The organism is Streptomyces sp. NPDC007863 (genome assembly GCF_040633895.1).
GTDB lineage: Bacteria > Actinomycetota > Actinomycetes > Streptomycetales > Streptomycetaceae > Streptomyces.
In genome coordinates this window covers 131,945-157,387 of sequence record NZ_JBEYEI010000007.1, presented here as the reverse complement: position 1 = coordinate 157,387, position 25,443 = coordinate 131,945, and the positions used below count along the sequence as shown (strand labels likewise).

Below are 25,443 nucleotides of genomic sequence, written 5' to 3'. Positions count from 1 at the left end.
GTCCGGTCGGAAGTACTGCGGCCTGGAAGATCAGGCGGCGGCCTTCGGGGCGTTGACGTCGGCCGGGAGGGCCTTCTGCGCGACCTCGACCAGCGCGGCGAACGCGTTGATGTCGTTGACGGCCAGCTCGGCGAGGATCTTGCGGTCCACCTCGATGTTGGCGGCCTTCAGACCCTGGATGAGGCGGTTGTACGTCATGCCGTTCTGGCGGGCAGCGGCGTTGATGCGCTGGATCCACAGCTGACGGAAGTCGCCCTTGCGCTTCTTGCGGTCGTTGTAGTTGTAGACCAGCGAGTGGGTGACCTGCTCCTTGGCCTTGCGGTACAGGCGCGAACGCTGACCGCGGTAGCCGGAGGCCGCCTCGAGGATCGCCCGGCGCTTCTTGTGGGCGTTGACTGCCCGCTTGACGCGTGCCACTTTTAACTCCTTGCAGCGGGGTCGTGGTGGTCCTCACACGACCCGAAATACGGATGGAACCCGGTCTTGGCCGGATGCCCTCGTCGCCGAGGGCGGGAGATCAAGCTCAGATGCCCAGCATCTTCTTGATCTTGGCGGCGTCACCCGGGGCCATCTCGGCGTTGCCGGTGAGGCGACGCGTCAGCTTGGACGACTTGTGCTCGAGCAGGTGGCGCTTGCCGGCGCGCTCGCGCAGGATCTTGCCGGAGCCGGTGACCTTGAAGCGCTTCTTGGCACCGGAGTGCGTCTTGTTCTTCGGCATCGCGCCGTATCTCCTCGTCAGTGGCGCTCCCCCGGTGCGGACACCGGACGTCAGGGAGCGTCAGTTCTTCGTTGGTGGTACCGGGCGGGGCCTGGGGCTGCCTGGATGGCAGCCCGCCGGATCACGCCTCGGTGGTGTCGGTCGGAGCCTCGGCCTCGGCGGCGGGGGCTTCCTCGGCCGGAGCCGCGGGTGCCTCGCCGGAGGTGATGCCCTGACGCTCGGCCTTGCGCGCCGCCTGGGCCTCGCGCGCCTCGGCCATGGCCTCGGTCTTCTTCTTGTGAGGACCGAGAACCATGATCATGTTCCGGCCGTCCTGCTTCGGGTTGGACTCGATGAAGCCGAGCTCCTCGACGTCCGCCGCCAGCCGCTGGAGCAGCCTGAAACCAAGCTCGGGACGGGACTGCTCACGACCACGGAACATGATCGTGATCTTGACCTTGTCGCCCTGCTTGAGGAACCGGACGACGTGACCCTTCTTGGTGTCATAGTCGTGCGGGTCGATCTTCGGCCGGAGCTTCATCTCCTTGATGACCGTGTGCGCCTGGTTCTTGCGCGCCTCACGGGCCTTCATGGCCGACTCGTACTTGAACTTCCCGTAGTCCATGAGCTTGCACACGGGCGGGCGGGCGGTCGCCGCCACCTCGACGAGGTCGAGGTCGTACTCCTGTGCGAGCTCCAGGGCCTTGGCAAGCGGAACAATCCCGACCTGCTCGCCGCTGGGTCCGACAAGTCGCACCTCGGGAACGCGAATCCTGTCGTTGATGCGGGGCTCGGCGCTGATGGATCCTCCTCGGTAGCACCACACGACCGCCTGGCGGACGGACGCGCAACATCTGTTTCTGAGACCAACCGAGCCGGCACATGAAAAATGCCCCGGACGGGACACAGGCGGGGCTCCATGGAAAACCGGAACACCACCACGGTCAACCGCGGGGCACATCGGGCGGCTCCATCGTCCGTACGGAACGATGGGCGCCACCTGACCGGTGACCCGCCGCCCGTGAGGGCGGTCAGGTGGGAGATCGGAGCCTCCACTTGTGGGCCGGGCACACAGGTGTCCGGCCGGTCGTTACACAAGGTTAGCAGGACCCGGCGGTCGGCGCGAACCGTCCGCCCGCTTATCGTGTGGGGCATGAGCGAGACCCCCCAGAACGAGTCCACGACCGCCCCCGGCCAGACCGACGACAACCCCGACTTCGAGGCCATGGCCCGTGACATCGCCGAGGTCCCGGCGGTCGAGGTGATCGTGACCGTCGCCGTCAACCTGATGAGCGCCGCCGCGGTCAAGCTCGGCCTCACCGAGGAGGGCGACGAGCACAAGGACCTCGACGAGGCGCGCAAGCTGATCCACGCGCTCGCGGGCCTCCTGGACGCGAGCACCACGGAGATCTCGTCCTTCCACGCCGCCCCGCTGCGCGACGGCCTGAAGTCCCTCCAGCTCGCCTTCCGCGAGGCGTCGATCGTCCCGGACGAGCCGGGCAAGGGCCCGGGCGAGAAGTACACGGGCGCGGTGTACGGCTAGGACCGGTCCCTCACGACCGGTCCTTCACGACCGGTCCTACGACTGGTCCCTCACGTAGAAGGGCTCGCCCGGAGGGGTGGCCGCGGCCGGCAGCAGTGCCAGGTCGAGGCCCCGCACCAGGCGGGCCCTCAGTGTTTCGTCGGCCGCCAGGGCCCGGGCCACCCGCTGGGCGGTCTCGGCCGGGGCCGCGTCCCCGGCGAGGACCAGGGCGAGGGTGCCGTCGGCGGAGCCGGGGCCGAGGTGGGCGCGGAGGACGGCCGGCTCGGCGGCGAGGGCGGCGCGCACCGCGTCCCGTACCGCCGGGTCGTCCAGCGGGTCGGTGCTGGTGCGGCCCTCGGCGAGGGCCAGCAGCGCGGCGCCGCTCACCTGGTACGGCACCGGGCCCGCCATGTCGAGGACCAGGGTGTCGGCCTTCTCGTGGACGAGGGCGGCGAGCGCCTGCCGGAGCGGGACGGCGACGGGCCGGGCGGCCGGGTCCCACAGGGCGAGCGAGGCGATCGAGGTGAAGGCGGGCAGCCCGCGCCGGTCGCCGGCGGTCAGCGTCGGGACCGCCATGTCGCTGGTCTTCTCCCGCTTCAGCCCGGTCTCCGGGTCCGTCTCCACCTCGCCGAGCATGGCGACGACGGGGACGAGGAGCCGGGCGCCGCGCAGCGCCTCCAGGACGGGGCCGTGGGCGGTTCTGTCCGCCGCCCAGGCCGCGAGGGCCGCGGCGAGCGCCGGGTCGGCGGTGCCGTCGTCGTCGGAGAAACCGGGGTCGGGGATGTTCTTGAGCTCCACGCCCCGAGCCTAACGGCCCGGCGGTCAGCGGACGCGGCCGGTCCGGTGGAGGACGACGGCGGCCAGCAGCAGGAGCGCGCCGAGGCCGCCGGCGAGCGGGGCGAGCAGGCCAGGGGCGCCGCTCTCCTCCTCGGCCGCGACGGGGCCCCGGCCGAAGTACTGGCCCCGGTATCCGGTGGTGGCGTTCTTCGGGTCGCCGGCCTTCACGGCGGCGCCGGCCTCGATGGCGGCGGCCGGGTCCACCGTGCCGTAGCCCTTGGCGTCGCTGCGGCCGCCCTCGGGCCGGTCGCGGGCGGTGTCCACGAGGAGCTTCTTGACCTGGGCGGGGGTCAGGTCGGGGTGGGCGGAGCGGACGAGGGCGACGGCGCCGGAGACGAACGCGGCGGCGGCGCTGGTGCCCCAGCCCTCGTAGTACTTGCGGTCCGGGTCGGCGATGACGATGTCGACGCCGGGCGCGCTGACCGTGGCGTACCAGCGGCGGGTGGAGAAGGCGGCGCGGCTGCCGAAGCGGTCGACGGCGGTGACGGCGATGACGCCGGGGTAGGCGGCCGGGTAGGAGACGTGGTCGCCCTTCTCGCCGCCGTTGCCGGCGGAGGCGACCACGGAGACGCCCTTGGCGAGGGCGTACTGGACGGCGGCGTCCTCGCCGGGGTCGGGGTGGGCGGACTCCGAGTCGTCGCCGAGGGAGAGGTTGATGACGTCGGCGCCGTGGTCGGCGGCCCAGCGGATGCCCTCGGCGAGGGCGGTGCCGCGGGTCTTGCGGGCCTTCTCGCGGGCCTTGTCCTTGCCTTCCAGGATGACCCTGACGGGCAGCACGCGGGCGCCGGGGGCGATGCCGAGGACGCCGCTGTCCTCGGCCCAGCCGTGGCCGTGGCCGGCGATGATGCCGGCCATCGCGGTGCCGTGCCGGGCCCAGTTCTGGTCGCCCTCGGCGGCGCCGAAGCCGATGAAGTCCTTGCCCGGCAGGACGGAGCCGGCGAGGTCCGGATGGTCGGCGTCGACACCGGTGTCGAGGACGGCGACGGTGACGCCCTCGCCCTTGGTGGTGCGCCAGGCCTCCTCCGTACGGAGGGTGTCGAGGCCCCACTGGCGGTCGCGGATGGCGTCGGCGTGCGCGGGCGTGGCGGCGGGGAGCACGGAGAACGCGGCGGCGAGGAGCGCGGCGGCGGGGGCGGTGAGCGCGGTGCGGACGCCGTTGCGGGGCCGGGTTCGGGGGCGGGGCGGGGTCACCGCTGTTCCTCTTCCTTCGCCGCGTTCAGGGCGGTGGTGCGGAGCTGCTTCTCCAGGCCCTCGGCGATGCCGAGGGCCTCGTGGCCGAGGCCGGACTGGGCGACGGCGTCGGCCCGGTCCTTCTTCATCGCCTGGTCGGCGGGGACGGCGCGGTCGACGGCGCGGCCGTCGGCGAAGCCGGAGACGGCCGTCACGACGACGGGCAGGTCGGCGGGGGCGGACACCCACCAGCCGGCCCGCTGGGCCTGGCCGAACCCGGCGGCGACGGTGCCGGGCCCGGGCAGCGCGGGCGGCACGTCCTGGCCGAGGCGGGCGGCGAGCCCGCGGCCGCCGAGGGCGCGCTGGGCCTCGGCCTCGGCACGGGTGAAGACCAGGCCGACCGTGAGGACGCTGCTGGCGGTGGCGTCGGTGTACGTGGCGCGCAGCACGCGCTCGCAGCCGAGCGGGCGCAGCGCGGTGAGCAGCCTGGGGGCGAGGGAGGCGGCGGCGCAGGGCGCGTCGGGCGCGACGACGACCCGCGTCCAGGTGCGGGCGGAGGGCCCGGGTCCGGCCTGGGGGGCGGTGAGGGTGCGCGGGAAGAGGGTGTCGACCGGCGCGTTGTGCCAGAGCTCCTTGGCGACGGTGTACTCGGCGGGTTCGGCGGGCTTCCCGCCGCCGTCCGCGGCGAGCCACACGCCGGCGAGCGCCCCGCCGATCAGCCCGACGCCGAGCACGACGCACGCCGCGGCGGCCAGGGCGCGCCCTCGCCGCCGCTCCCGTATCGGCCGCAGCCGGGTGGTCGTCTCGACGGCGGTCTCCTCCACGCCGTACGCCGGCACCCGTACGGGCCGCAGCCGCGTGGTCGTCTCGACCGCCGGCACGACGTCGGCCGCGCGCGGCGGCGGCAGCGGCGCGGAGCCGGTACCGGCCGGGGGCAGCGGGGCGGCGCCGGCCGGGCGGCGCGGGGCGGCCACGGGCCGGGCGGGCGGGGTGGCCTCCGGCGGCCGCGCGGGGCGGGGCGGCGGCGGACCGGCCTGACCGGTGGCACCCCGCGGGGCGGGCGGCGCGGTGGCCGGGCGGCGCGGGGCGGCGGCCGGGGGCAGCGGATCCGAGGCGGACGCGGGACGCGGGGCGGTACGGGCCTCCGGGAGCGGGGCGGCGGGCGTCGCGGGGCGCGGGGCCGGGGCCGTACCGGCGGACGGGCGCGGGGTGCTGTTCGGCGCCTGCCTCGGGGCCGGGGGCGTACCCGTGGACGGGCGCGGAGCCGGGGGCGTACCCGTGGGCGGAGTCGTACCCGTCGGCTGGGGTGCGGGCGGGCCGGCGGGGGGACGGGGGGCCGGGGGTGGGGTGAGGTCGGTGGTGAGGGCCGAGAGGGCGCTCGTGGGCGGGGACGCGGGGGCGGCGCCGGGGGGAGGGAGGGTCTCCGTGTCGCGGGGCGTGCGGGGGTTCTGTTCGCTGGTCATCCCGCCCCCTGCTCCTGCCGACAATGCCCGTCACTCTACGGGCTGTTCCCCGCCGCACGGGAACCGAGGGGTACCGGCCCCCCTGACGGTCTGGCAAGCTCGGGCCATGACTCCCCGTGCCGCCGACCGGGCCCGGTACGACCGGGCCACCGCCGCCCTGGACGCGCCGCTGGCGCTGGTCGATCTGGAGGCGTTCGACGCGAACGCGGACGATCTGGTGCGGCGCGCGGGCGGGAAACCGATCCGGGTGGCGAGCAAGTCCGTGCGCTGCCGGGCGCTGCTCGAACGGGTCCTCGCGCGCGACGGCTTCGCCGGGGTCATGTCGTTCACGCTCGCCGAGTCGCTGTGGCTGGCGCGGGCCGGTTTCACGGACGTCCTGCTGGCGTATCCGTCGGCCGACCGGGCCGGTTTCGCGGAGCTGGCGCGGGATCCGAAGCTCGCCGCCGCCGTGACGGTGCTGGTGGACGACGTGGCGCAGCTCGATCTCGTCGACGCGGCGCGGGCCGGCGGCACCGAGGAGGTGCGGGTCTGCCTGGAGATGGACACGGCGCTGCGGCTGTTCGGCGGCCGGGTGCGGGTCGGGGCCCGGCGGTCGCCGCTGCGGAGCCCGGCGCAGCTGGCGGAGCTGGCCCGCTCGGTGGTGCGGCGGCCGGGGTTCCGGCTGGTGGGTCTGATGGCGTACGAGGGACACGTCGCGGGTGTCGGCGACGCGGTCGCCGGCCGGCCGCTGCGGTCGCGGGCGGTCCGGGCGATGCAGGCGGTGGCTCGCCGGGAGCTGGCCGAGCGCCGGGCGGCGGTGGTCGGAGCCGTACGGGCGGTGGCGCCGGACCTGGAGTTCGTGAACGGCGGCGGCACCGGCAGCGTCCAGCACACCGCCGCCGAGGCCGCCGTCACCGAGATCGCCGCCGGTTCGGGGCTCTACGTGCCGCGGCTCTTCGACGGCTACTCGTCCTTCACCGGCCGCCCGGCGGCGCTCTTCGCGCTGCCCGTGGTGCGGCGGCCCGGTGTCGGCTGCGTCACCGTGCTGGGCGGCGGCTATCCGGCGTCCGGTGCGGCCGGCCGGGACCGGCTGCCGGTCCCGTACCTCCCGGAGGGGCTGCGCTACGACCCGCAGGAGGGTCCCGGCGAGGTGCAGACGCCGCTGCTCGGCTCGCCGGCGGACGATCTGCGGATCGGCGACAAGGTGTGGTTCCGGCACGCGAAGGCCGGCGAGCTGTGCGAGCGGTTCGACGTGCTGCGCCTGGTGGAGGGGGACCGTGTGGTGGACACGGTCCCCACCTACCGGGGCGAGGGCCGGACCTTCCTCTGACGGCTACAGCGGGGTCACGTACGCGCCCGAGATGCCGCCGTCGACGAGGAAGTCGGAGGCGTTGACGAACGAGGAGTCGTCGCTGGCGAGGAAGGCGACGGCCGCCGCGATCTCGTCGGCCTCGGCGAACCGGCCCACCGGGATGTGCACGAGCCGGCGGGCGGCCCGCTCCGGGTCCTTGGCGAACAGTTCCCGGAGCAGCGGGGTGTTGACCGGTCCGGGGCAGAGCGCGTTGACCCGGATGCCCTCGCGGGCGAACTGGACGCCGAGCTCGCGGGACATGGCGAGGACGCCGCCCTTGGAGGCGGTGTACGAGATCTGGCTGGTCGCCGCGCCCATGATCGCCACGAAGGACGCGGTGTTGATGATGGAGCCCTTCCCCTGGCGTCGCATGTACGGCAGGGCGGCCTTGCAGCAGAGGTAGACGGAGGTGAGGTTGACGTCCTGGACGCGCTTCCAGGCCTCCAGTCCGGTGTCCAGGATGGAGTCGTCGTCGGGCGGCGAGATGCCGGCGTTGTTGAAGGCGATGTCGACGGAGCCGTAGGTCTCGAAGGCGATGCGGAAGAGCGCCTCGACCTCCTCCGGGTCGGTGACGTCGACCTTGACGAAGGTGCCGCCGACGGCCTCGGCGGCCGCCTTCCCGGCCCGCTCGTCGATGTCGCCGCAGACGACGTTCGCGCCCTCGGAGGCGAGCCGGCGGGCGGTGGCGAGGCCGATGCCGCTGCCGGCTCCGGTGATGACGGCGGTGCGGCCGACGAGCCGGCGGCAGATGATCTCTTCGGTGGTCATGGTCAGCCTTCCGTGCTGATGAAGACGTTCTTGGTCTCGGTGAAGGCGGTCAGGGCGTCGGGGCCGAGCTCCCGGCCGAGGCCGGACTGCCGGAAGCCGCCGAAGGGGGTCCAGTAGCGCACGCTGGAGTGGGAGTTGACGGAGAGGTTCCCGGCCCGGACGGCGCGGGAGGCGCGCAGGGCGCGGCCGACGTCACGGGTCCAGATCGAGCCGGACAGGCCGTACGGGGTGGCGTTGGCCAGCCGGATCGCGTCGGCCTCGTCCTCGAAGGGGAGGACGACGGCGACGGGCCCGAAGATCTCCTCGACCGCGCAGGGGGCGTCCTCCGGCACGCCGGTGAGGACGGTCGGCGGGAACCAGAAGCCGGGTCCCTCGGGCGCCTTGCCGACGATGGCCTCCGCGCCCTCGGGGACGTAGGAGCGGACCCGGTCGAGCTGGGCGCGGGAGATCAGCGGCCCCATCTGCGTGCGCTCGTCGAGCGGGTCGCCGACGACGGTCTCCTCGATCGCCGGGGTGAGGAGCGCCAGGAAGCGGTCGTACGCGCTCCGCTGCACGAGGATCCGGGTGCGGGCGCAGCAGTCCTGGCCGCTGTTGTCGAGGAAGGCCATGGGGGCCGCGGCGGCGGCCGCCTCGATGTCGGCGTCGGCGAAGACGATGTTGGGGCTCTTGCCGCCGAGTTCGAGGGTGAGGCGCTTCACCTGGTCGGCGGCCCTGGCCATGATCCGCTTGCCGGTGCGGGTGGAGCCGGTGAAGACGATCTTGGCGATGCCGGGGTGGGTGACGAGGGCCTCGCCCGCCACGGGCCCCTCGCCGGGCAGGACCTGGAAGAGGTGCTCGGGGAGGCCCGCCTCCAGGGCGAGGGCGGCGAGGCGCAGGGCGGTGAGCGGGGTGGTCTCGGCGGGCTTGAGGAGGACGGCGTTGCCGGCGGCGAGGGCGGGCGCGGTGGCCCAGGCGGCGATCGGCATCGGGAAGTTCCAGGGCGCGATGACGCCGACGACGCCGAGCGGTTCGAGGAGGGTGACGTCGAGGCCGCCGGGGACCGGGATCTGACGGCCGTTCAGCCGTTCGACGCCGCCGGCCGCGTAGTCGAGGAGGTCGCGGACGTTGCCCGCCTCCCAGCGGGCGTTGCCGATCGTGTGGCCGGCCTCGCGGACCTCCAGGAGGGCGAGTTCCTCGGCGTGGGCGTCGACGACGGCGGCGAAGCGGCGCAGCAGCCGGGCGCGGTCGGCGGGCGCGGCGGCGGCCCAGGCGGTCTGGGCGGCGGCGGCCCGGGTGACGGCGGCGTCGACTTCGGCGGGGGTGGTGGCGGGGACGGTGGCGACGAGTTCCTCGGTCGCGGGGTTCAGTACCGGGAGTTCGGTGAGCAACGGCTGTCGTTCCTCTCGGAGGCGTGCGTCGGAGGCGTGCGTCGGAGGCGGTCTTCAGAGATGGTCTTCAGAGGCGGTCTTCAGGGACGTTCTTCAGAGCCGTTCGAAGGAGCGGCGCAGCTCCCAGTCGGTGACCGCCGCGTCGAAGGCGGCGAGTTCGACGCGGGCCATGTTGCGGTAGTGGGCGACGACCTCGGCGCCGAAGGCCTCCTTGGCGATCTCGCTCGTCTCCCAGAGCTCGGCGGCCTCGCGCAGGGTGGTGGGGACGTGGGCGAGGTAGGCGGCGTAGGCGTTCCCGGGGCAGGGCGGCGGGAGTTCGAGGCCCCGCTCGATGCCGTGGAGGCCGGCGGCGACCATCGCCGCGACGGCGAGGTAGGGGTTGACGTCGCCGCCGGGGACCCGGTTCTCGAAGCGGGTGGAGGGGCCGTGGCCGACGACCCGGAAGGCGCAGGTGCGGTTGTCGTGGCCCCAGGCGACGGCGGTGGGGGCGAAGGAGCCGGGCTGGAACCGCTTGTAGGAGTTGACGTTGGGAGCGAGGAGGAGGGAGAGGTCGCGGAGGCCGGCGAGCTGCCCGGCGAGGAAGTGCCGCATCACGGGGGACATGCCGTGCGGGTCGTCGCCCGCCATCACGTTGCGGCCCCGGGCGTCCTGCAGGGAGAGGTGGACGTGGCAGGAGTTGCCCTCGCGCTCGTTGTACTTGGCCATGAAGGTGAGGGAGTACCCCTCCTGGGCGGCGATCTCCTTGGCGCCGGTCTTGTAGACGGCGTGCTGGTCGCAGGTGACGAGGGCCTCGTCGTAGCGGAAGGCGATCTCGTGCTGGCCGGGGTTGCACTCGCCCTTGGCGGACTCGACGGTCAGCCCGGCGGCGGCCATCTCGTTGCGGATGCGGCGCAGCAGGGGCTCGACGCGGCCGCCGCCGAGGATCGAGTAGTCGATGTTGTACTGGTTGGCCGGGGTGAGGTCCCGGTAACCGGAGTCCCAGGCCTGCTCGTAGGTGTCCCGGAAGACGATGAACTCCAGCTCGGTGCCGACGTGGGCGGTGAGGCCGTGGGCGGCGAGGCGCTCCAGCTGGCGGCGGAGGATCTGGCGCGGCGCGGCGACGACGGGCGAGCCGTCGGCCCAGGCCAGGTCGGCGGTGACGAGGGCGGTGGCCTCGTTCCAGGGGGTCCGGCGCAGGGTGGCGAGGTCGGGGCGCAGGGCGAAGTCGCCGTAGCCGTTCTCCCAGGAGGACATGGCGTAGCCGTCGACGGTGTTCATCTCGGTGTCGACGGCGAGGAGGTAGTTGCACCCCTCGGTGCCGTGGGCGAGGACCTCGTCGAGGAAGAAGGGGGCGGCGAACCGCTTTCCCTGGAGCCGGCCCTGCATGTCGGGGAAGGCGAGGACGACGGTGTCGATCTCGCCGGCCGCCACGAGGGAGCGCAGCTCCTCGACGGTCAGCGGGGGTGTGCGGTCTGCCACGGGACGACTCTCCTCGTTCGGCTGCCGGGAGTCATAAGGTATGGGGCGAGACCATTGCTTGGGAAGCGTCAGGGGCAGGGGTGACGAGAAGTGATCCGTACGAGTGAACCGGCGGGCCCGGCCGACCGGTTGACGCCGGTCCTGCGCCCGGTGCGGGCCGGCAACGGCTTCGAGGAGGCCCTGGAGCAGCTCCTCCAGGTGGTCCGGCTCGGCCTGGTCCCGGACGGCGAACGGCTGCCCGCCGAACGGGAGCTGGCCGAGCGGATGGGGATCAGCCGGGTGACGCTGCGCGAGGCCCTGAAGGTCCTCCAGGAGCAGGGCCTGGTGGAGAGCCGGCGCGGCCGCTACGGCGGAACGTTCGTGCTGCCCCGCCCGCAGGGCCCCGCCGAGGCCGGGCTGCGCCGCCGGATCGCGGCCGTCGACATGGAGGACGCGCTGCGCTTCCGGGAGGTCCTGGAGGTGGGCGCGGCCGGGCTGTGCGCCGGGCAGGGCCTGGACGCGGCGGGCGCGGAGCGGCTGCGGGCGGCGCTCGCGGCCACCCGTGACGCGCCGCCGGCCGACTACCGCCGCCAGGACACGCTGCTCCACCTGACGCTGGCCGAGCTCTCCGGCTCCCCCAGCCTGACGGCCCAGTACGCGGCGGTCCGCGCGACCGTCAACGACCTGCTCGACCGCATCCCGCTCCTGGTCCGCAACCTGGAGCACTCCCAGCACCAGCACACGGCGCTGGTCGAGGCGGTCCTGGACGGGGAGGCGGACGCGGCGCGCGAGGTGATGCGGGAGCACTGCGCGGGGACGGCGGCGCTGCTGCGCGGCTTCCTGGCCTGAAAGGTATGTCCGCGGTCCATTGGCCCGGGTGAGGCCCTAGAGTCGGCGCACGTTCCGCGAGTCCAGGAGGCAGTGCCGTGGCCAAGCCGCTCATCGGTGTGACGACCTATCTCGACCGGGCCCGCTGGGGGGTGTGGGACATGCCGGCGGCGCTGCTGCCCGCGCCGTACCCGCGGTACGTGCGGGAGGGCGGCGGCCTGGTGGCGATGCTGCCGCCGGACGAGCCGGGCGCGGCGGCGGCCGTACTGGCCCGGCTCGACGGTCTGGTGGTGGCGGGCGGGGCGGATGTGGAGCCCGTACGGTACGGGGCCGAGCCCGATCCGCGGACCGGCCCGCCGGCGCGGGAGCGGGACGCCTGGGAGCTGGCGCTGATCGACGCGGCGCTCGCCTCCGGCACCCCGCTGCTCGGCGTCTGCCGGGGGATGCAGCTGCTCAACGTGGCCCTGGGCGGGACGCTGACGCAGCACGTGGACGGGCACGTGGAGGCGGTGGGGGTGATGGGGCGCCACCCGGTGAAGCCGGTGCCGGGGACGCTGTACGCCTCCCTCGTCCCGGAACTCGCCGAGGTGCCGACGTACCACCACCAGGCGGTGGACCGGCTGGGCGCGGGGCTCGCGGCCTCGGCGTACGCGGAGGACGGGACGGTGGAGGCGGTGGAGCTGGAGGGCCCCGCCTGGGCCCTCGGGGTGCAGTGGCACCCCGAGATGGGCGAGGACTTCCGGGTCGTACGGGGGCTGGTCCGCGCGGCGGCGGAGGCGGCCGTACGCCGGTGAGCGGGGTGCGCGGGGCGGCCGGGGTGGGCGGTCCGGCCGCCCCGCGGTTCGGGGGCCGCGGTCAGGCGGCGGGGGTGGTGGCGGCGACCGCGCGGCGGCCGAGGACCACGTAGAGGACGGTGGCCACCACCATGCCGACGGGGAGCGAGAGGTCCATGCCGACGGCGGCGGCGACGGGCCCGGTGTAGACGCTGTCGACGCAGAGGGCTCCGGCGGCGAGACCGCCGAGGAGGGCCGCCGTGCCGGCCGGGTTGAAGCCGCCGGAGTACCAGAAGGGGCTGCCGGGGGTCTCGTCGGCGAGGGCGGCGGAGTCGTAGCGGCGGCGGCGCAGCACGATGTCGGTGGCGTAGACGCACATCATCGGGCCGGTGAGGACGGTGATCGCCTGGAGGGCGTTGCTGACGGTGTCCAGGAAGTCGGAGACCAGCAGCGCGTAGAGGGTGAGGGCGACGGCGACGGCCCCGTCGAACAGGACGCTGACGGTCCGCCGGATCCGCAGGCCGACGGCCTGGAGGGCGAGCCCGGCGCTGTAGGCGGTGAGGGCGTTGATGGCGACGGTGCCGAGGACCAGGGAGAGCAGGAAGACCGGCACGAACCAGCCGGGCAGGATCTCCTGGAGCGCGGTCTGGGGGTCCGACATGTCGACGGCGGTCGCGGCGAACGCGCCGAGCGAACAGACCACGACGCTGGGGACGAACGCGCCGAGCGCGGTCCACAGGGCGACGGCGCGCGGGGAGCTGTCGCGGGGCAGGTAGCGGGAGAAGTCGGCGCTCGTCGTGTACGAGAGCGGGCCCGAGGCGATCATCGTGGTGCCGGCCAGGAGCACCGCCCACAGGGAGAGGCCGGAGAGCGGCTCGGCGGGGGCGTACGCGAAGTCGGCGTGCCGGAACACGGCGAGGGCGACGACGGCGAAGGCCGCGGTCAGGGTGAGCGTGATCGGCAGGTAGAGCCGGATGATCAGCGCGTGGCCGTAGACGCTGATGGTCAGCGTGAGGGCGGCGATGACGACCACGACGGCGATCTTCACCGGGACGTTCGCCGGGATGCCGGCCTCCTCGACGAGCGCGAAGGCGGCGGCCGCGGCGGCGGCGAGGTTGAGGGCGAAGTAGCAGACGGAGACCAGCCAGCCGCCGACCGCGTTGTTCACGCGGTTGCCGAGGACGCCGTACAGGGCGCGGGTGATGACCTCGCTGGGCGCGCCGGCGGCCGGGCCGGAGGTGGCGAGCACGCCGGTGAGCACCCAGAAGAGGTTGCCGGCCACGATCACGCCGAGCGCCTGCCAGAGGTCGAGGCCCATGAGGACGAGGGCGCCGCCGATGACGAGGCTGAGGTAGTTGACGTTCGCCGCAGCCCAGACGGAGAAGAGCTCACGGGGGTGGCCGTGGCGCTCGGCGTCCGGGATGTGGTCGATGCCGTGGGCCTCGACGCGGCCGGGCCGGTCGGCGGCCGGCAGGGGTGCCCGCTCGCGCTCTGTCCCGGGGCGCGGGTCGGGGATCGTGGAAGCCATGCGGCCCTCCGGTGCGTGATTGCCCACCTGGTTGCTTATTGGTCGCACACTCAATAGCATCACCGGTATGTCGTCAAGCGTCCAGCGCAAGCGAATCCGGAAATCACCCGAGGCCCGGCGGGCGGAGATCGTCACGACCGCCGCGCGGATCGCCCTCACCGAGGGCCTGGAGTGCGTCACCCTGCGGCGGGTCGCCGAGGAGCTGTCGGTCAGGCCCGGCCTGATCAGCCACTACTTCCCCTCGGCCGAGGACCTGGTGGCCGAGGCGTTCTCGGCGGCCGCCCTCGGCGAGCTCGACACGCTGCTGCCGGCCGAGCGCCCGGACGGCACCCCCGCGCAGTACCTGGCCCGCTACTTCGCCCTCTCGTCCGGCGAGGCCTACGACGACATCAGCCGCCTCTGGATCAACGCCCGCCACCTGAGCCGCTACCGCCCGGTCCTGCGGGAGCGGGTCACCCGCATGGAGCTCGCCTCCGACGACCGCCTGGAGACCCTGATCCTCGACGGCGTCGCGCGCGGCGAGTTCCGCACGGACGACGCGCGGTCGGCGGCCATCCAGATCCTCGTCGTCCTCGACGGCCTGGGCGCCCACGCCAACTCCGACCGCACCGACCGGTCCCCGGCCGTCACCCGCCTCGCCCTCAGCACCGCCGAACGCGCCCTGGGCCTCCCCCCGGGCAGCCTCGACGCCCCCGGTGCCACCGGCACCCTCCCCCTCGACTACTCCCCCACGGCAGCGGCCGAGGCGGCGGTCCCGCGAGCGGCTTCGGAGCCGGCGGCACCGGCGGCGACCGTGGCGGACCCCGCCGACGCGCCGGCGGGCGCCGACGCCTGACGGCGGGTCACGGACGACGGGTCGCGGACTGCGGGTCACGGACTGCCGGCGGCCGGCGGCGAACGGCGGGCAGAACCCGCCCTCGTCGGTCGCCGGCCGACCGGCGGGCCGCCGGACGGTGCCCTGGCCCACCCCTGCCCTCGGCCTGCCCTCGGCCTGCCCTCGGGCCCGGACCTCCGTGAGTGCGGGCCCGCCATGGGGCCTTGCCCCGGGCAGGCCGTCTCCCCGTCACACCCCCCAGCACCCCAGCACCCTCTTCCCGTACCACCACCCCCAGGAGCGCCACCGTGTCCAGCCGACTCGTCATCCACTCCGCACGACTGCTCGACCCCGCCACCGGGGGGTTCCTCGCGGCGAGCGCGCTCGCCGTGGACGGGGACGGGCGGATCGCCGCGATCGGCGACGACCGTGAGGTGCGGGCGCTCGCCGGGGCCGGGACGACCGTCGTCGACCTCAAGGGGGCCGTCGTCACGCCCGGTCTCGTCGACGGGCACGTGCACCCCGTCACCGGTGCCGAGCTGACCGGCGGCCTCGACCTGTCCGGCTGCGCCGGGCTCGGGGACGTACGGGAGGCGCTGGCGCGGGAGGTGCGGGCGCTGCGGCGCGGCGACTGGCTCTTCGCCTGGGGCCTCGACCCGAACGTCTTCGGCGACGAGCCGGTCGGCATCGCGCCCTTCGACCCAGTCCTCGACGGGGTCCCCGCCTTCCTGCTGCTCTTCGACGCGCACTCCGCGCTCGCCTCCCGCCGCGCCCTCGAACTCGCCGGGATCGACGGCCCCCGCACCTTCGACCAGGCCTCCGCCGAGATCGTCTGCGACGCCGACGGGCGCCCCACCGGGCTGCTCCAGGAGGACGCCGCCTGCGAGCTGGTCGAGCGGGTCGCCCCGCGGCCGACCCGCGCCGAACGCCTGGAGCGGCTCGCCTCCGCGCTCGACGCGATGGCGGCGGCCGGCCTCACCGGCGGGCACGTCATGGACGCCAACGGCGACAGCCTCGACCTCTTCGCCGAGCTCGACGCCGCCGGCCGGCTGCCGCTGCGGCTGCGCGTGGCCCCCTGGTGCCAGCCCGGCACCGGCGCCTCCGGGGTGCGGGAGCTGATCGCGCTCCAGGGCCGGGGCGGCGCCCTGTGGCGGGTCGCGGGCGTGAAGCTCTTCATGGACGGCACGATCGACAACGGCACGGCCTGGCTGGAGCGGCCGGACTGCCACGGCGAGTCCACCCACGCCTTCTGGCCGGACCCGGAGGCGTACACGGAGATCATCGGCGCCCTGCACCGGGCCGGGGTGCCGACCGCGACGCACGCCATCGGCGACGCCGCCGTCCGGCACGTCCTCGACTCGGTCGAGCGGGCCCGCGCGACCGGCGGCGACCCGACCGTACGCCACCGGGTCGAGCACATCGAGACCGTCCCGGACGACACCCTGCGCCGCTTCGCCGAGCTGGGCGTGGTCGCCTCCATGCAGCCCACCCACTGCTGCGACTTCACCCGCGCCGACCACACCGACAACTGGTCGCGCCGGCTCGGCGAGGAGCGCGCCGGACGCGCCTGGCGCTGCCGGGACCTGGTGGACTCGGGGGCGACCGTGGTCCTCGGCTCCGACTGGCCCATCGCCCCCTTCCCGCCCCTTGGCGTGCTCGCCGGCGCCGTGCACCGCCGCCCGTCGCGCGACCTCGCGCAGCCGCCGCACGGCCCCGAGCAGGCACTGACCCCGCTGGAGGCGCTGCGCGGCCTGACCACCGGCGCGGCCTACGCGGCGGGCGAGGAGCGGCTCTCCGGCCGCCTCGCCGTCGGCCACCGCGCCGATCTGACGGCCCTCGCCGCCGACCCGCTCACCACCCCGGCCGCGGACCTCCCCGACGTCCCGGTCCTCCTCACCGCCGTCGACGGGCACGTCACCCACCGGGCACCGCGGCTGTGACCACCCCGCCCGGCCGGCGAGGAGAACGGGCCGGGCGCCTCTAGGACCTCGTCAGCGAGAGCAGGTCGCGGGCCGGGCCCGTCGGGCGGTGGCCCGTCGGCCAGACGGCGCGCAGGTCCCGGGCGAGGCGCACGCCCTCGACCGGGACGGCGACCAGGCGGCGCGAGGACAGCTCCTCGGCGATCGCCAGTTCGCTGAGGACCGCGGGGCCCGCGCCGCTGACCGCCGCCGCCTTCACCGCGGTGGTGGAGGCCAGTTCGAGCAGCGGCCGGGCGAGCCCGCCGTGCCCGGCGAGCGCCGCGTCGAGGACCTGCCGGGTGCCCGAGCCGTGCTCCCGCAGCACCAGCGGGGTCACGGCCAGCTCGGCCGGGTCGATCGGCTTCCGGCGGCGGGCCCACGGGTGCGAGGGGGCCACGACCACGGCCAGCCGGTCGTGGGCGACGATCGTGCCGTCGAGCCCGTCCGGGACGGCCAGGCCCTCGACGAACCCGAGGTCCGCCTCCCCCGCGAGCAGCCGCTCCGCGACCACCGCCGAGTTGCCCGCCTGCAGCGACACCGCCGTGTCCGGCCGCTCCGCGCGCAGCGCGATCAGCCACCCGGGCAGCAGGTACTCGGCGATCGTCATGGACGCCACCACCCGCAGCCGCGAGTCCCGGCGGCCGCGCAGCGCCTGCACGCCCGCGTCGAACGCCTCCGCCGACTCCACGATCCGCCGCGCCCAGTCCGTCACCAGCGCGCCCGCGTCGGTCAGCCGGGAGCCGCGCGGCGAGCGGTCCACGAGCGCCACGCCGAGCTGCCGCTCCATCGAACGGATCCGGCTGCTCGCCGCCGGCTGGGTGATCCCCACCTCGCGCGCGGCGGCCCCGAGGCTGCCGTGCCGGGCGACCGCGAGCAGCAGTTCGAGCGCGCCGAGGTCGGGAACGCGGTGCGACAGATGCGCGGTCCCGGAGCCGGAGCCCGTACCACCGGACCCCGCACTCGTACCCGCCCCCGTGCCCGCCCCCGTACCCATACCCGAGCCCACGCCCCCGCCCACGCCCTCGCCCACGCCCTCGCCCACGCCCACGCCCGAGCCGAAACTCGCGCCGCTCCCGTCCCGCTCCCTGCTCATAAGGCCAGCTTATGACGTCATAGCCGCATGATCCCTGGTGGGGGACGTGCGCGCGGGCGACGGTGGAGCCATGGCAAGCCTCGCACCCTCCGGCCCCCTCCTCGGAGCCACCACCCCCGGCCTCCGCGCGTCCCGTACCGTCCGTCACCTCGGACCCAACTGGTACGCCTCCGTGATGGGCACCTCCGTCGTCGGCACGGCGGGAGCCGCGCTCCCGGTCTCCGTGCCCGGTCTCCGCACCGTCTGCACCGCCGTCTGGGCACTCTCGCTCGCGATGCTGCTGACCCTGCTCACCGCCCGGGCCGCGCACTGGCGCCGCCACCCCGACCAGGCCCGCGCCCATCTCCTGGACCCGGCGGTCGCCCCCTTCTACGGCTGTCTGTCGATGGCGCTGCTCGCCGTCGGCGGCGGCACGCTGACGCTCGGCCGGGACTGGATCGGGCTGCCCGCCGCAGTCGCCGTCGACGCCGTCCTCTTCACCGCCGGCACCGCCGTGGGCCTGGCCGCGGCGGTCGCCGTGCCGTACCTGATGGTGGTCCGGCACCGGATCGAGCACGCCTCGCCGGTCTGGCTGCTGCCCGTCGTCGCGCCCATGGTCTCCGCCGCGCTCGGCCCGCTGCTCCTCCCCCACCTGCCCGAGGGCCAGGCCCGGCAGACCCTCCTCCTCGCCTGCTACGCGATGTTCGGGATCAGTCTGCTCGCCACCCTGGTGATGCTGCCGCTGGTCTTCGGCCGGCTGGTCCTCACCGGCCCGCTGCCGCTCGCGCTCACCCCCACGCTCTTCCTCGTCCTCGGCCCGCTCGGCCAGTCGACCACCGCCGCCAACGCCTTCGCCGACACCGCCGCCGGCGTGCTCCCCGAGCCGTACGCGCACGGCTTCGCCGCCTTCGCCGTCCTCTACGGCGTGCCCGTCATGGGCTTCGCCCTGCTGTGGCTGGCGCTCGCCGGCGCGATGGTGGTGCGGGCCCGGCGCGCCGGCATGGGCTTCGCGATGACCTGGTGGGCCTTCACCTTCCCGGTCGGCACCTGCGTCACCGGCGCCGAGGGGCTCGCCCGCCACACCGGGCTCGACGCCTTCCGCTGGCTGGCCGTCGCCCTGTACGTCCTCCTGGCCGCGGCCTGGCTGGTGGCCGGTACGCACACCGTGCGCGGGCTCGTCAGCGGAGCGCTGCTCGCAGGGCCCGGTGGAGCAGCCGCGGTGCCCGGGCCAGCGACGGCCCGTACCAGGTGAGCATCCGCCCGTCGACGAGCGCGGGCGCGGCCCCGGGGAACGCCTCGGGGCCGTCGTCCGCCGTGAAGCGGTACGGCTCGTCCGGCAGGACCACGAGCCGCGGACCGGCCGCGGTCAGCTCGGCGAGCGGGACCTTCGGATAGCGCTCCGGGTGGTCGGCGTACAGGTTGCGGACGCCGAGCCGGGCGAGGAGGTCGCCGGCGAAGGTGTCCCGGCCGAGCACCATCCAGGGCCGCCGCCAGATCGGTACGACGGCGGTGACGCCGTCCCCGACGGGTTCGGCCGCCGCCCACGCCTCCTCCGCCTCCGCCAGCCAGCGCGGGCGGCGGGGCGCGCCGCAGGCGGCGAGCACCTCCCCGAGGGCGTCGAGGCCCTGGTCGAGGGTGCGGACCTCCGTCACGAGGACCTCGGCGCCGCCCGCGCGCAGGGCGTCGAGGTCGGGGGCGCGGTTCTCCTCCTCGTTGGCGAGGACGAGGTCGGGGCGGAGGGCGAGGACCGCGGGCACGTCGGGGTTCTTGGTGCCGCCGATCCGGGCGACGTCGAGCCCCGCGGGGTGGGCGCACCAGTCGGTGGCGCCGACGAGCAGCCCGGGGGCGGTGACGGCGACGGCCTCGGTGAGCGAGGGCACCAGGGAGACCACGCGCGGGGCCCGGCCCCTGAGCTGCGTCACTCCTCCTCCACCTCGACGTGGTCGGCGACCGCGACGACCAGCAGGCGGGTGCCGGGCTCGGTGGCGCGCCAGCGGTGCCGGACGCCACCGGAGAGGTACAGGGTGTCGCCCCGGCCGAGGCGGTGGGCGCGGCCCTCGGCCTCGACCTCGGCGGCGCCGTCGGCGACGTACAGCAGCTCGTCGTTGCGGTGCTGGAACTCCCGGCCCGCGTCCTGCTCGCCGGTGAACTCCAGGGCGTGCAGCTGGTGCCGGGCGCGGACCAGGCGCCGGACCCCGTCCGGAAGGCCGGCGGTGCCCTCCTCGGCGCGCACGACGTCGATGGTGCGGGCCGCCTCGGCGGCGGCGAGGAGTTCGGCGGCGGTGGTCTGGAGGGCCTCGGCGACCAGTTCCAGGGAGCGGCGGCTGGGGCGGGCGCGCTCGTTCTCGATCTGGCTGAGGAAGGGCACGGAGAGGCCGCTGCGGGAGGCGACGACGGCCAGGGTGAGCTGGAGGGCCCTGCGGCGCCTCTTGACGGCCGCGCCCACGCGGGGTGCTTCCTTCTCGTCCATGGCGGCTCCCTCCCTCTGCTGGCTGCCTCGTCGCGTACCTGCTGGTTACCTGCACCTTACGCAGCTTTGGGCCGGGGTTTCGCGTCGTGGCGGAAAGGAGCCCGCGGGGAACCGGCGAAGGGGCCCGAGAGGGGCCGGGGAACGAGCGGGGAACGAGCGGGGAACGAGCCGGGATCGAGTCGGGGCCGAGACGGGGTCGACTCGGGGCCGAGACGGCGCCGAGCGCGCGACGAGCACGGGTCGAGCCCGGGAACGGCCCCCGGCACACTCCGGACCCCGGCACGCTCCGGGCCGCGCACGGAGGAGGGGTGGCCGCCGTTCACGAACGGCGACCACCCCTCCTCTACGGGTGACGATCCCCCGTCACTGCGGGGCGAGCCGCTCCGCGAGGCCCGGCTGCGCGTCCAGCCAGCCGCGGACGGCCTCCTGCTCCTTGCCCTTGCCGCTCTCCTGGATCTCCGCCTCCAGGCCGGTGAGCTGCTTCTCGGTGAGCTCGAAGTTCTTCAGCCAGGCCCCCACCTCGGGGTTCTCCTCGGTGAAGCCCTTACGGGCCAGGGTGTGCACACCGTCGCCCTTGCCCCACACGCCCTTGGGGTCGGCGAGCTTCGTCAGGTCGTGCGCGGAGTAGGCCCAGTGCGGGGACCACAGGGTCACGACGACCGGTTCCTTGCGGTCGTACGCGCGCTTCAGCTCGGCGAGCATGCCGGGCGTGGAGCCGTCGACGACCTCGTACTCGCCCTCCAGTCCGTACTCCTTCAGGACCTTGTCCTTGAGGATGCCCATCATTCCGGCGCTGGGCTCGATGCCGATGATGCGGCCCTTGAAGCGGTCGCCCTTGCCCTTGAGGTCGGCGAGGGACTTCACGTCCTTGACGTAGGAGGGGACGGACAGTTCCAGAGAGGTCGGGCCGTACCAGGAACCGAGGTCCTCCAGCTTGTTCCCGTACTTCTCCAGGTACGAGGCGTGGGTGACGGGCAGCCACGCGTCGGTCTGGAAGTCGAGCTGCCCGCCGGCGAGGCCGGTGTAGAGCGCGCCGGCCTCCAGCTGCTGGGTCTCGACCTCGTACCCGCGGCGCTCCAGGAGCTCCTTCCACAGGTAGGTGGAGGCGATGCCCTCGTCCCACGGGATGTAGCCGATGCTGATCTTCTTGCCGTGGCCGGCGCCCGCGCCGGACGCGGCGGTCGACGTGGCGCCGGAGCCGCCGAGGAAGCCGGCGCCGCCCGCGACGAGCGCGAGGACGACGATGCCGACGAGCGCGGTGACGGGCTGCGGGCGGTGCGCCCACAGCCGCGCGGTGCGGCGGCGGGCGACGGCGGCGCGGGCCTTGACGAGGGCGCGGCGGCCGAGCGGGGAGACCTGGCGGCCGAGTGCGCCGGTCATCCGGTCGAGGTACATGGCGAGGACGACGATGGAGACGCCGGCCTCGAAGCCGAGGCCGATGTCGACGTTGCCGATGGCCTTGTAGACGGCGCCGCCGAGCCCGCCGCCGCCGACCATGCCGGCGATGACGACCATGGAGAGGCCGAGCATGATGACCTGGTTGACGCCGGCCATGATCGTCGGCACGGCGAGCGGCAGCTGGACGCGGAGCAGGGTGTCGCGCGGGGTGGTGCCGAACGCCTCGGCGGCCTCGACGAGTTCGGCGTCGACCTGCCGGATGCCGAGCTCGGTCATGCGGACGCCGGGCGGCAGCGCGAAGACGATGGTGGCGATGATGCCGGGGACGACGCCGACGCCGAAGAAGATGATGCCGGGGATGAGGTAGACCATCGCCGGCATGGTCTGCATGAAGTCGAGGACGGGCCGCAGCACGGTGCTGACCGTCTTGGACCGGGCCGCCCAGATGCCGAGGGGGACGGCGATCACCAGGGTGACGAGGGTGGCGACGAGGACCAGCGAGAGCGTCGCCATCGCCTCGTCCCACAGCTGGACGGAGTCGACGAGCGCGAGCCCGGCGAAGGAGAGCAGACCGGCGGCGAGGCCGCGCAGCCACCAGGCGACGACGGCGAGGATGCCGGCGAAGAGCAGCGGCTGCGGCGCCGACAGGACGGCGTCGATGCCGTCGTACAGGCCGGTGATGCCGGAGCTGACGGCGTCGAAGAGCCAGGAGAACCGTGCCTGGAGCCAGTCGACGGAGCCGTCGACCCAGGAACCGAGGGGAATCTCAGGCATGCGCGGTCACCTCCTCGGTCGCGAGCCCGCCCATCACGGCGAGCAGTGTCTCCTTCCGTACGACTCCGAGCGTGGACCCGCCGGCGTCCCGGACGGTCACCGGGTGCGGGCCCGCGGCGGCGAGGGCGCACAGGTCGGCGAGGAGCGTGTCGGGGCCGGCGACCGGGGCGTCCGGGTCGAGCTCGGCCCCGGCCTCGGGGGAGGTCATCACGGCGGAGGCGGTGAGCACCCGGGAGCGGTCGACGTCCTGGATGAAGGAGGCGACGTAGTCGTCGGCGGGCCGGACCAGGATGTCCTCGGCCGAGCCGAGCTGCACGATCCGGCCGCCGCGCATCACGGCGATGCGGTCGCCGAGGCGCATGGCCTCGTTGAGGTCGTGGGTGATGAAGACGATGGTCTTCTTCAGCTGCTTCTGGAGCACCAGGAGCTGGTCCTGCATGTCGCGGCGGATCAGCGGGTCGAGGGCGCTGAAGGACTCGTCCATGAGCAGCAGGTCGGCGTCGGTGGCGAGCGCCCGGGCCAGGCCCACGCGCTGCTGCATGCCGCCGGAGAGCTCGTCGGGCCAGGACTTCTCCCAGCCGGCGAGGCCGCACAGCTCCAGCGCCTCGGCGGCGCGCTTCTCGCGCTCGGCGCGCGGGACGCCCTGGACCTCCAGGCCGTAGCCGGCGTTCTCCAGGACGGTGCGGTGCGGGAAGAGCGCGAAGTGCTGGAAGACCATGCTGACCCGGCGGGAACGGACCTCGCGCAGCGCGCGGGGGGAGAGCGCGGTGAGGTCGTCGCCGTCGTAGAGGACGCGGCCCGCGGTCGGTTCGAGCAGGCCGTTGAGCATGCGCAGCAGGGTGGACTTGCCGGAACCCGAGAGGCCCATGACCACGAAGATCTGACCCGGTTCGACCACGAACGAGGCGTCGACGACGGCGGCGGTGACGCCGTCCTCGCGCAGTTCGTCGCGGTCGGCGCCGTTCACGAGCGCGCGGACGGCCGCGGTCTCGTCGGCGGGGCGTCTGGCGAACACCTTGAACAGGTGGTCGGCCTGGAGCCTGGACACATTCACCTCACGGATAGCAGGGAGAAACGGCCCGCCACCCCCGCGACCGGGCCGTTGGAGCGGGGCGGGATCTGCCCGCGACACCCGTCGCGTACGGGGCCCACTGCTCGGGGCCCCTTACCGGGTCCGCTCCGGGCACGCGCCTGCCCCGGGCCCCGGAGGGCAAACGCGAAGGTGACGGGGGTCACGACGAAGCACGGAAGCCAAGGCTCCGGGGCGCGGCGGCCGATCCATTCCGGTGTCGGCCGGGCGCGGCCTCCGGTCCGGGCCGGTGTCGGCCGGGTGCGGCATGATCGGGGTGTGACGCGACGCCTGATGCTCCTGGACACCGCCAGCCTCTACTTCCGCGCCTACTTCGGCGTGCCGGACTCGGTCCGGGCCCCGGACGGGACGCCGGTGAACGCCGTGCGGGGGCTGCTCGACTTCATCGGCCGGCTGGTCCACGACCACCGGCCCGACGACCTGGTCGCCTGCTGGGACGAGGACTGGCGCCCTCAGTGGCGGGTGGACCTGATCCCCTCCTACAAGGCGCACCGGGTGGCCGTGGAGACGGAGACCGGGCCGGACGAGGAGGAGATCCCGGACACGCTCTCCCCGCAGGTGCCGGTGATCGAGGAGGTCCTCGCGGCGCTCGGCATCGCCCGGATCGGCGCGGCGGGCTACGAGGCGGACGACGTGATCGGCACGCTGACGGCGGGCGCGAAGGGCCCGGTGGACATCGTGACCGGCGACCGGGACCTCTTCCAGCTCGTCGACGACGAGCGGGCGGTCCGGGTGCTGTACCCGCGCAAGGGCGTCGGCGACTGCGACCTGGTGGACGACGAGCTGATCCGCGGGAAGTACGGGGTGCGGCCCGACCAGTACGCCGACTTCGCGGCCCTCCGCGGCGACGCCAGCGACGGCCTGCCCGGCGTGAAGGGCATCGGTGAGAAGACGGCGGCGCAGCTGATCACCGAGTACGGCGACCTGGCCGGCGTGCGGGCGGCCGCCGAGGACCGCACCTCGAAGCTCACCCCGGCCAAGCGGCGCGGGATCGTCGAGGCGGCGGCCTATCTGGACGTGGCGCCGACGGTGGTCCGGGTCGCCCGGGACGTGCCGCTGCCCGACTTCGACCCGACGCTGCCGGCCGCCCCCCGCGACCCGGCGGCCCTGGACGCGCTGACGGCCCGCTGGAACCTCGGGGGCGCCGTGAGCCGGCTGCTGCCGGTCCTCGCCGGTCGCTGACGCGACCGACGGGGGGATGTTAACTTAGGTATACCTAAGTCTCCCTCAGGCAGTCAGGAGTGCCCACCGTGGCAGAGCAGCCGGCCCGCAAGGCCCCCAGGGCCACCGAAGCGCGCGTGGTGCACACCGAGCGCATCACCCCGCACATGGTGCGGGTCGTGCTCGGCGGCCCGGGCCTGGACGGCTTCGAGGCCGGCGACTTCACCGACCACTACGTGAAGCTGCTGTTCGCCCCCGGCGAGGTCACCTACCCGGAGCCCTTCGACATGGAGCGGATCCGGGCCGAGTTCCCGCGCGAGCAGTGGCCCACCACCCGCACGTACACGGTCCGCGCCTGGGACCCGGCGCACCACGAGCTGACCCTGGACTTCGTGGTCCACGGCGACGAGGGCCTGGCGGGCCCCTGGGCTGCCCGCGCCCAGGTCGGCGAGACGGTGCGCTTCCTCGGCCCCGGCGGCGGCTACGCCCCGGACCCGGCCGCGGACTGGCACCTCCTCGCCGGCGACGAGAGCGCGCTCCCGGCCATCGCGGTGGCCCTCGAACGGCTCCCCGCGGGCGCGACGGTGCACGCCTTCATCGAGATCGAGGACGTCGCCGACGAACAGAAGTTCGCGACCGAGGCGGGCATCGAGGTGACCTGGCTCCACCGCGCCGGCCGCCCGGCCGGCGACGCCCTCATCGAGGCCGTCCGCGCCCTCCCCTTCCCCGAGGGCGACGTCCACGCCTTCGTCCACGGCGAAGCCGGCTGCGTCAAGGAACTCCGCCGCCACCTCCGCATGGACCGCCTGATCCCCCGCGAACGCCTCTCCATCTCCGGCTACTGGCGCCAGGGCAAGACGGACGAAGCCTGGCGCGCCATCAAGCGCGACTGGAACGCCCAGGTGGAACGCGAACAGGAACCCACCGAAACCCCCTGACCCCCACTCCGCCGCAGACCCCACCCCCTTCCCTGGCGCCTACCCTGA

Annotated in this window: 24 protein-coding genes; 9 read left to right on the top strand and 15 right to left on the bottom strand. The window is 74.6% G+C overall.

Annotated elements, in window-relative coordinates:
• Positions 1-30 precede the first annotated feature (30 nt).
• The 3 genes from rplT to infC all read right to left on the bottom strand — a co-directional run bounded on the left by rplT (position 31) and on the right by infC (position 1,523).
• Entirely contained in the window at positions 31-417 is a 387-nt protein-coding gene (rplT, locus tag ABZ621_RS13410) for a 50S ribosomal protein L20 (protein ID WP_017241732.1), read from the bottom strand.
• Between the two features lie 106 nt (positions 418-523).
• Positions 524-718: a 50S ribosomal protein L35 gene (gene rpmI, locus ABZ621_RS13405; protein ID WP_015032399.1), complete on the bottom strand. Its 195-nt coding sequence runs from the start codon at positions 716-718 to the stop codon at positions 524-526.
• Positions 719-839: 121 nt separating this feature from the next.
• Positions 840-1,523 carry a translation initiation factor IF-3 gene (infC, locus tag ABZ621_RS13400; RefSeq protein WP_360604158.1) on the bottom strand — a complete coding sequence of 228 codons (684 nt, stop codon included), beginning with the start codon at positions 1,521-1,523 and terminating at the stop codon, positions 840-842.
• Between the two features lie 327 nt (positions 1,524-1,850).
• Here infC and ABZ621_RS13395 point away from each other — a divergent pair, with 327 nt between their 5' ends.
• Positions 1,851-2,240, top strand: coding sequence for a DUF1844 domain-containing protein (locus tag ABZ621_RS13395; protein WP_360603831.1), 390 nt, complete (start codon positions 1,851-1,853; stop codon positions 2,238-2,240).
• A 36-nt stretch (positions 2,241-2,276) separates the two neighbouring features.
• On the opposite strand, the gene ABZ621_RS13390 is transcribed toward ABZ621_RS13395, so the two are convergent.
• From ABZ621_RS13390 to ABZ621_RS13380, 3 genes are all read right to left on the bottom strand, one after another.
• Positions 2,277-3,017 carry an SseB family protein gene (locus ABZ621_RS13390; protein WP_360603829.1) on the bottom strand — a complete coding sequence of 247 codons (741 nt, stop codon included), beginning with the start codon at positions 3,015-3,017 and terminating at the stop codon, positions 2,277-2,279.
• A gap of 24 nt (positions 3,018-3,041) precedes the next feature.
• The gene (gene mycP / locus ABZ621_RS13385; RefSeq protein WP_360604156.1) at positions 3,042-4,154 is read right to left on the bottom strand and encodes a type VII secretion-associated serine protease mycosin; all 1,113 of its coding nucleotides are present in this window, start codon (positions 4,152-4,154) and stop codon (positions 3,042-3,044) included.
• 89 nt (positions 4,155-4,243) lie between these two features.
• Entirely contained in the window at positions 4,244-5,689 is a 1,446-nt protein-coding gene (locus tag ABZ621_RS13380; RefSeq protein WP_360603827.1) for a hypothetical protein, read from the bottom strand.
• A gap of 106 nt (positions 5,690-5,795) precedes the next feature.
• Between ABZ621_RS13380 and ABZ621_RS13375 the strand changes: the two genes are divergently transcribed.
• Complete coding sequence (locus ABZ621_RS13375; RefSeq protein WP_360603825.1) at positions 5,796-6,998, top strand: amino acid deaminase/aldolase; 1,203 nt, start codon at positions 5,796-5,798, stop codon at positions 6,996-6,998.
• Positions 6,999-7,001: 3 nt separating this feature from the next.
• Here the strand turns inward: ABZ621_RS13375 and ABZ621_RS13370 are convergent, their stop codons facing one another.
• The 3 genes from ABZ621_RS13370 to ABZ621_RS13360 form a co-directional block, all read right to left on the bottom strand.
• The gene (locus ABZ621_RS13370; RefSeq protein ID WP_360603823.1) at positions 7,002-7,787 is read right to left on the bottom strand and encodes a 3-oxoacyl-ACP reductase; all 786 of its coding nucleotides are present in this window, start codon (positions 7,785-7,787) and stop codon (positions 7,002-7,004) included.
• Positions 7,788-7,789: 2 nt separating this feature from the next.
• Complete coding sequence (locus tag ABZ621_RS13365; protein ID WP_360603821.1) at positions 7,790-9,154, bottom strand: aldehyde dehydrogenase family protein; 1,365 nt, start codon at positions 9,152-9,154, stop codon at positions 7,790-7,792.
• A 93-nt stretch (positions 9,155-9,247) separates the two neighbouring features.
• On the bottom strand, positions 9,248-10,612 hold the full coding sequence (locus ABZ621_RS13360) for a glutamine synthetase family protein (protein ID WP_360603819.1): 1,365 nt from the start codon (positions 10,610-10,612) through the stop codon (positions 9,248-9,250).
• Between the two features lie 93 nt (positions 10,613-10,705).
• Between ABZ621_RS13360 and ABZ621_RS13355 the strand changes: the two genes are divergently transcribed.
• Both ABZ621_RS13355 and ABZ621_RS13350 read left to right on the top strand, forming a co-directional pair.
• Complete coding sequence (locus ABZ621_RS13355) at positions 10,706-11,440, top strand: FCD domain-containing protein (protein WP_360604154.1); 735 nt, start codon at positions 10,706-10,708, stop codon at positions 11,438-11,440.
• A 77-nt stretch (positions 11,441-11,517) separates the two neighbouring features.
• A complete protein-coding gene (locus tag ABZ621_RS13350) occupies positions 11,518-12,213 on the top strand; it encodes a gamma-glutamyl-gamma-aminobutyrate hydrolase family protein (protein ID WP_360603817.1) in 696 nt (231 codons plus the stop codon).
• Between the two features lie 61 nt (positions 12,214-12,274).
• Here ABZ621_RS13350 and ABZ621_RS13345 read toward each other — a convergent pair whose 3' ends face one another.
• Complete coding sequence (locus ABZ621_RS13345; protein WP_360603815.1) at positions 12,275-13,720, bottom strand: cytosine permease; 1,446 nt, start codon at positions 13,718-13,720, stop codon at positions 12,275-12,277.
• Between the two features lie 67 nt (positions 13,721-13,787).
• On the opposite strand from ABZ621_RS13345, the gene ABZ621_RS13340 reads away from it, so the two are divergent.
• Entirely contained in the window at positions 13,788-14,555 is a 768-nt protein-coding gene (locus ABZ621_RS13340; RefSeq protein WP_360603813.1) for a TetR family transcriptional regulator, read from the top strand.
• A gap of 287 nt (positions 14,556-14,842) precedes the next feature.
• Positions 14,843-16,474 (top strand): amidohydrolase, encoded by a 1,632-nt coding sequence (locus ABZ621_RS13335; RefSeq protein ID WP_360603811.1) that lies wholly within the window; start codon positions 14,843-14,845, stop codon positions 16,472-16,474.
• Positions 16,475-16,514: 40 nt separating this feature from the next.
• Here ABZ621_RS13335 and ABZ621_RS13330 read toward each other — a convergent pair whose 3' ends face one another.
• Positions 16,515-17,585 carry a LysR family transcriptional regulator gene (locus ABZ621_RS13330; protein WP_360603809.1) on the bottom strand — a complete coding sequence of 357 codons (1,071 nt, stop codon included), beginning with the start codon at positions 17,583-17,585 and terminating at the stop codon, positions 16,515-16,517.
• A 70-nt stretch (positions 17,586-17,655) separates the two neighbouring features.
• Here ABZ621_RS13330 and ABZ621_RS13325 point away from each other — a divergent pair, with 70 nt between their 5' ends.
• On the top strand, positions 17,656-18,816 hold the full coding sequence (locus ABZ621_RS13325; RefSeq protein ID WP_360603807.1) for a TDT family transporter: 1,161 nt from the start codon (positions 17,656-17,658) through the stop codon (positions 18,814-18,816).
• Here ABZ621_RS13325 and ABZ621_RS13320 read toward each other — a convergent pair.
• The 4 genes from ABZ621_RS13320 to ABZ621_RS13305 all read right to left on the bottom strand — a co-directional run bounded on the left by ABZ621_RS13320 (position 18,743) and on the right by ABZ621_RS13305 (position 23,254).
• Positions 18,743-19,486: a helical backbone metal receptor gene (locus tag ABZ621_RS13320; RefSeq protein WP_360603805.1), complete on the bottom strand. Its 744-nt coding sequence runs from the start codon at positions 19,484-19,486 to the stop codon at positions 18,743-18,745. The two genes, ABZ621_RS13325 and ABZ621_RS13320, sit on opposite strands and share 74 nt — an antisense overlap.
• Positions 19,483-20,034 carry a cupin domain-containing protein gene (locus ABZ621_RS13315; protein WP_360603803.1) on the bottom strand — a complete coding sequence of 184 codons (552 nt, stop codon included), beginning with the start codon at positions 20,032-20,034 and terminating at the stop codon, positions 19,483-19,485. The genes ABZ621_RS13320 and ABZ621_RS13315 overlap by 4 nt, the downstream gene beginning before the upstream one ends.
• Positions 20,035-20,397: 363 nt before the next feature.
• The gene (locus tag ABZ621_RS13310) at positions 20,398-22,206 is read right to left on the bottom strand and encodes an ABC transporter permease/substrate binding protein (protein WP_360603801.1); all 1,809 of its coding nucleotides are present in this window, start codon (positions 22,204-22,206) and stop codon (positions 20,398-20,400) included.
• Complete coding sequence (locus ABZ621_RS13305) at positions 22,199-23,254, bottom strand: betaine/proline/choline family ABC transporter ATP-binding protein (RefSeq protein WP_360603799.1); 1,056 nt, start codon at positions 23,252-23,254, stop codon at positions 22,199-22,201. The genes ABZ621_RS13310 and ABZ621_RS13305 overlap by 8 nt, the downstream gene beginning before the upstream one ends.
• Positions 23,255-23,569: 315 nt before the next feature.
• Between ABZ621_RS13305 and ABZ621_RS13300 the strand changes: the two genes are divergently transcribed.
• A complete protein-coding gene (locus tag ABZ621_RS13300; protein ID WP_360604152.1) occupies positions 23,570-24,478 on the top strand; it encodes a 5'-3' exonuclease in 909 nt (302 codons plus the stop codon).
• A gap of 68 nt (positions 24,479-24,546) precedes the next feature.
• Entirely contained in the window at positions 24,547-25,395 is an 849-nt protein-coding gene (locus ABZ621_RS13295) for a siderophore-interacting protein (RefSeq protein WP_360603797.1), read from the top strand.
• Positions 25,396-25,443 lie beyond the last annotated feature (48 nt).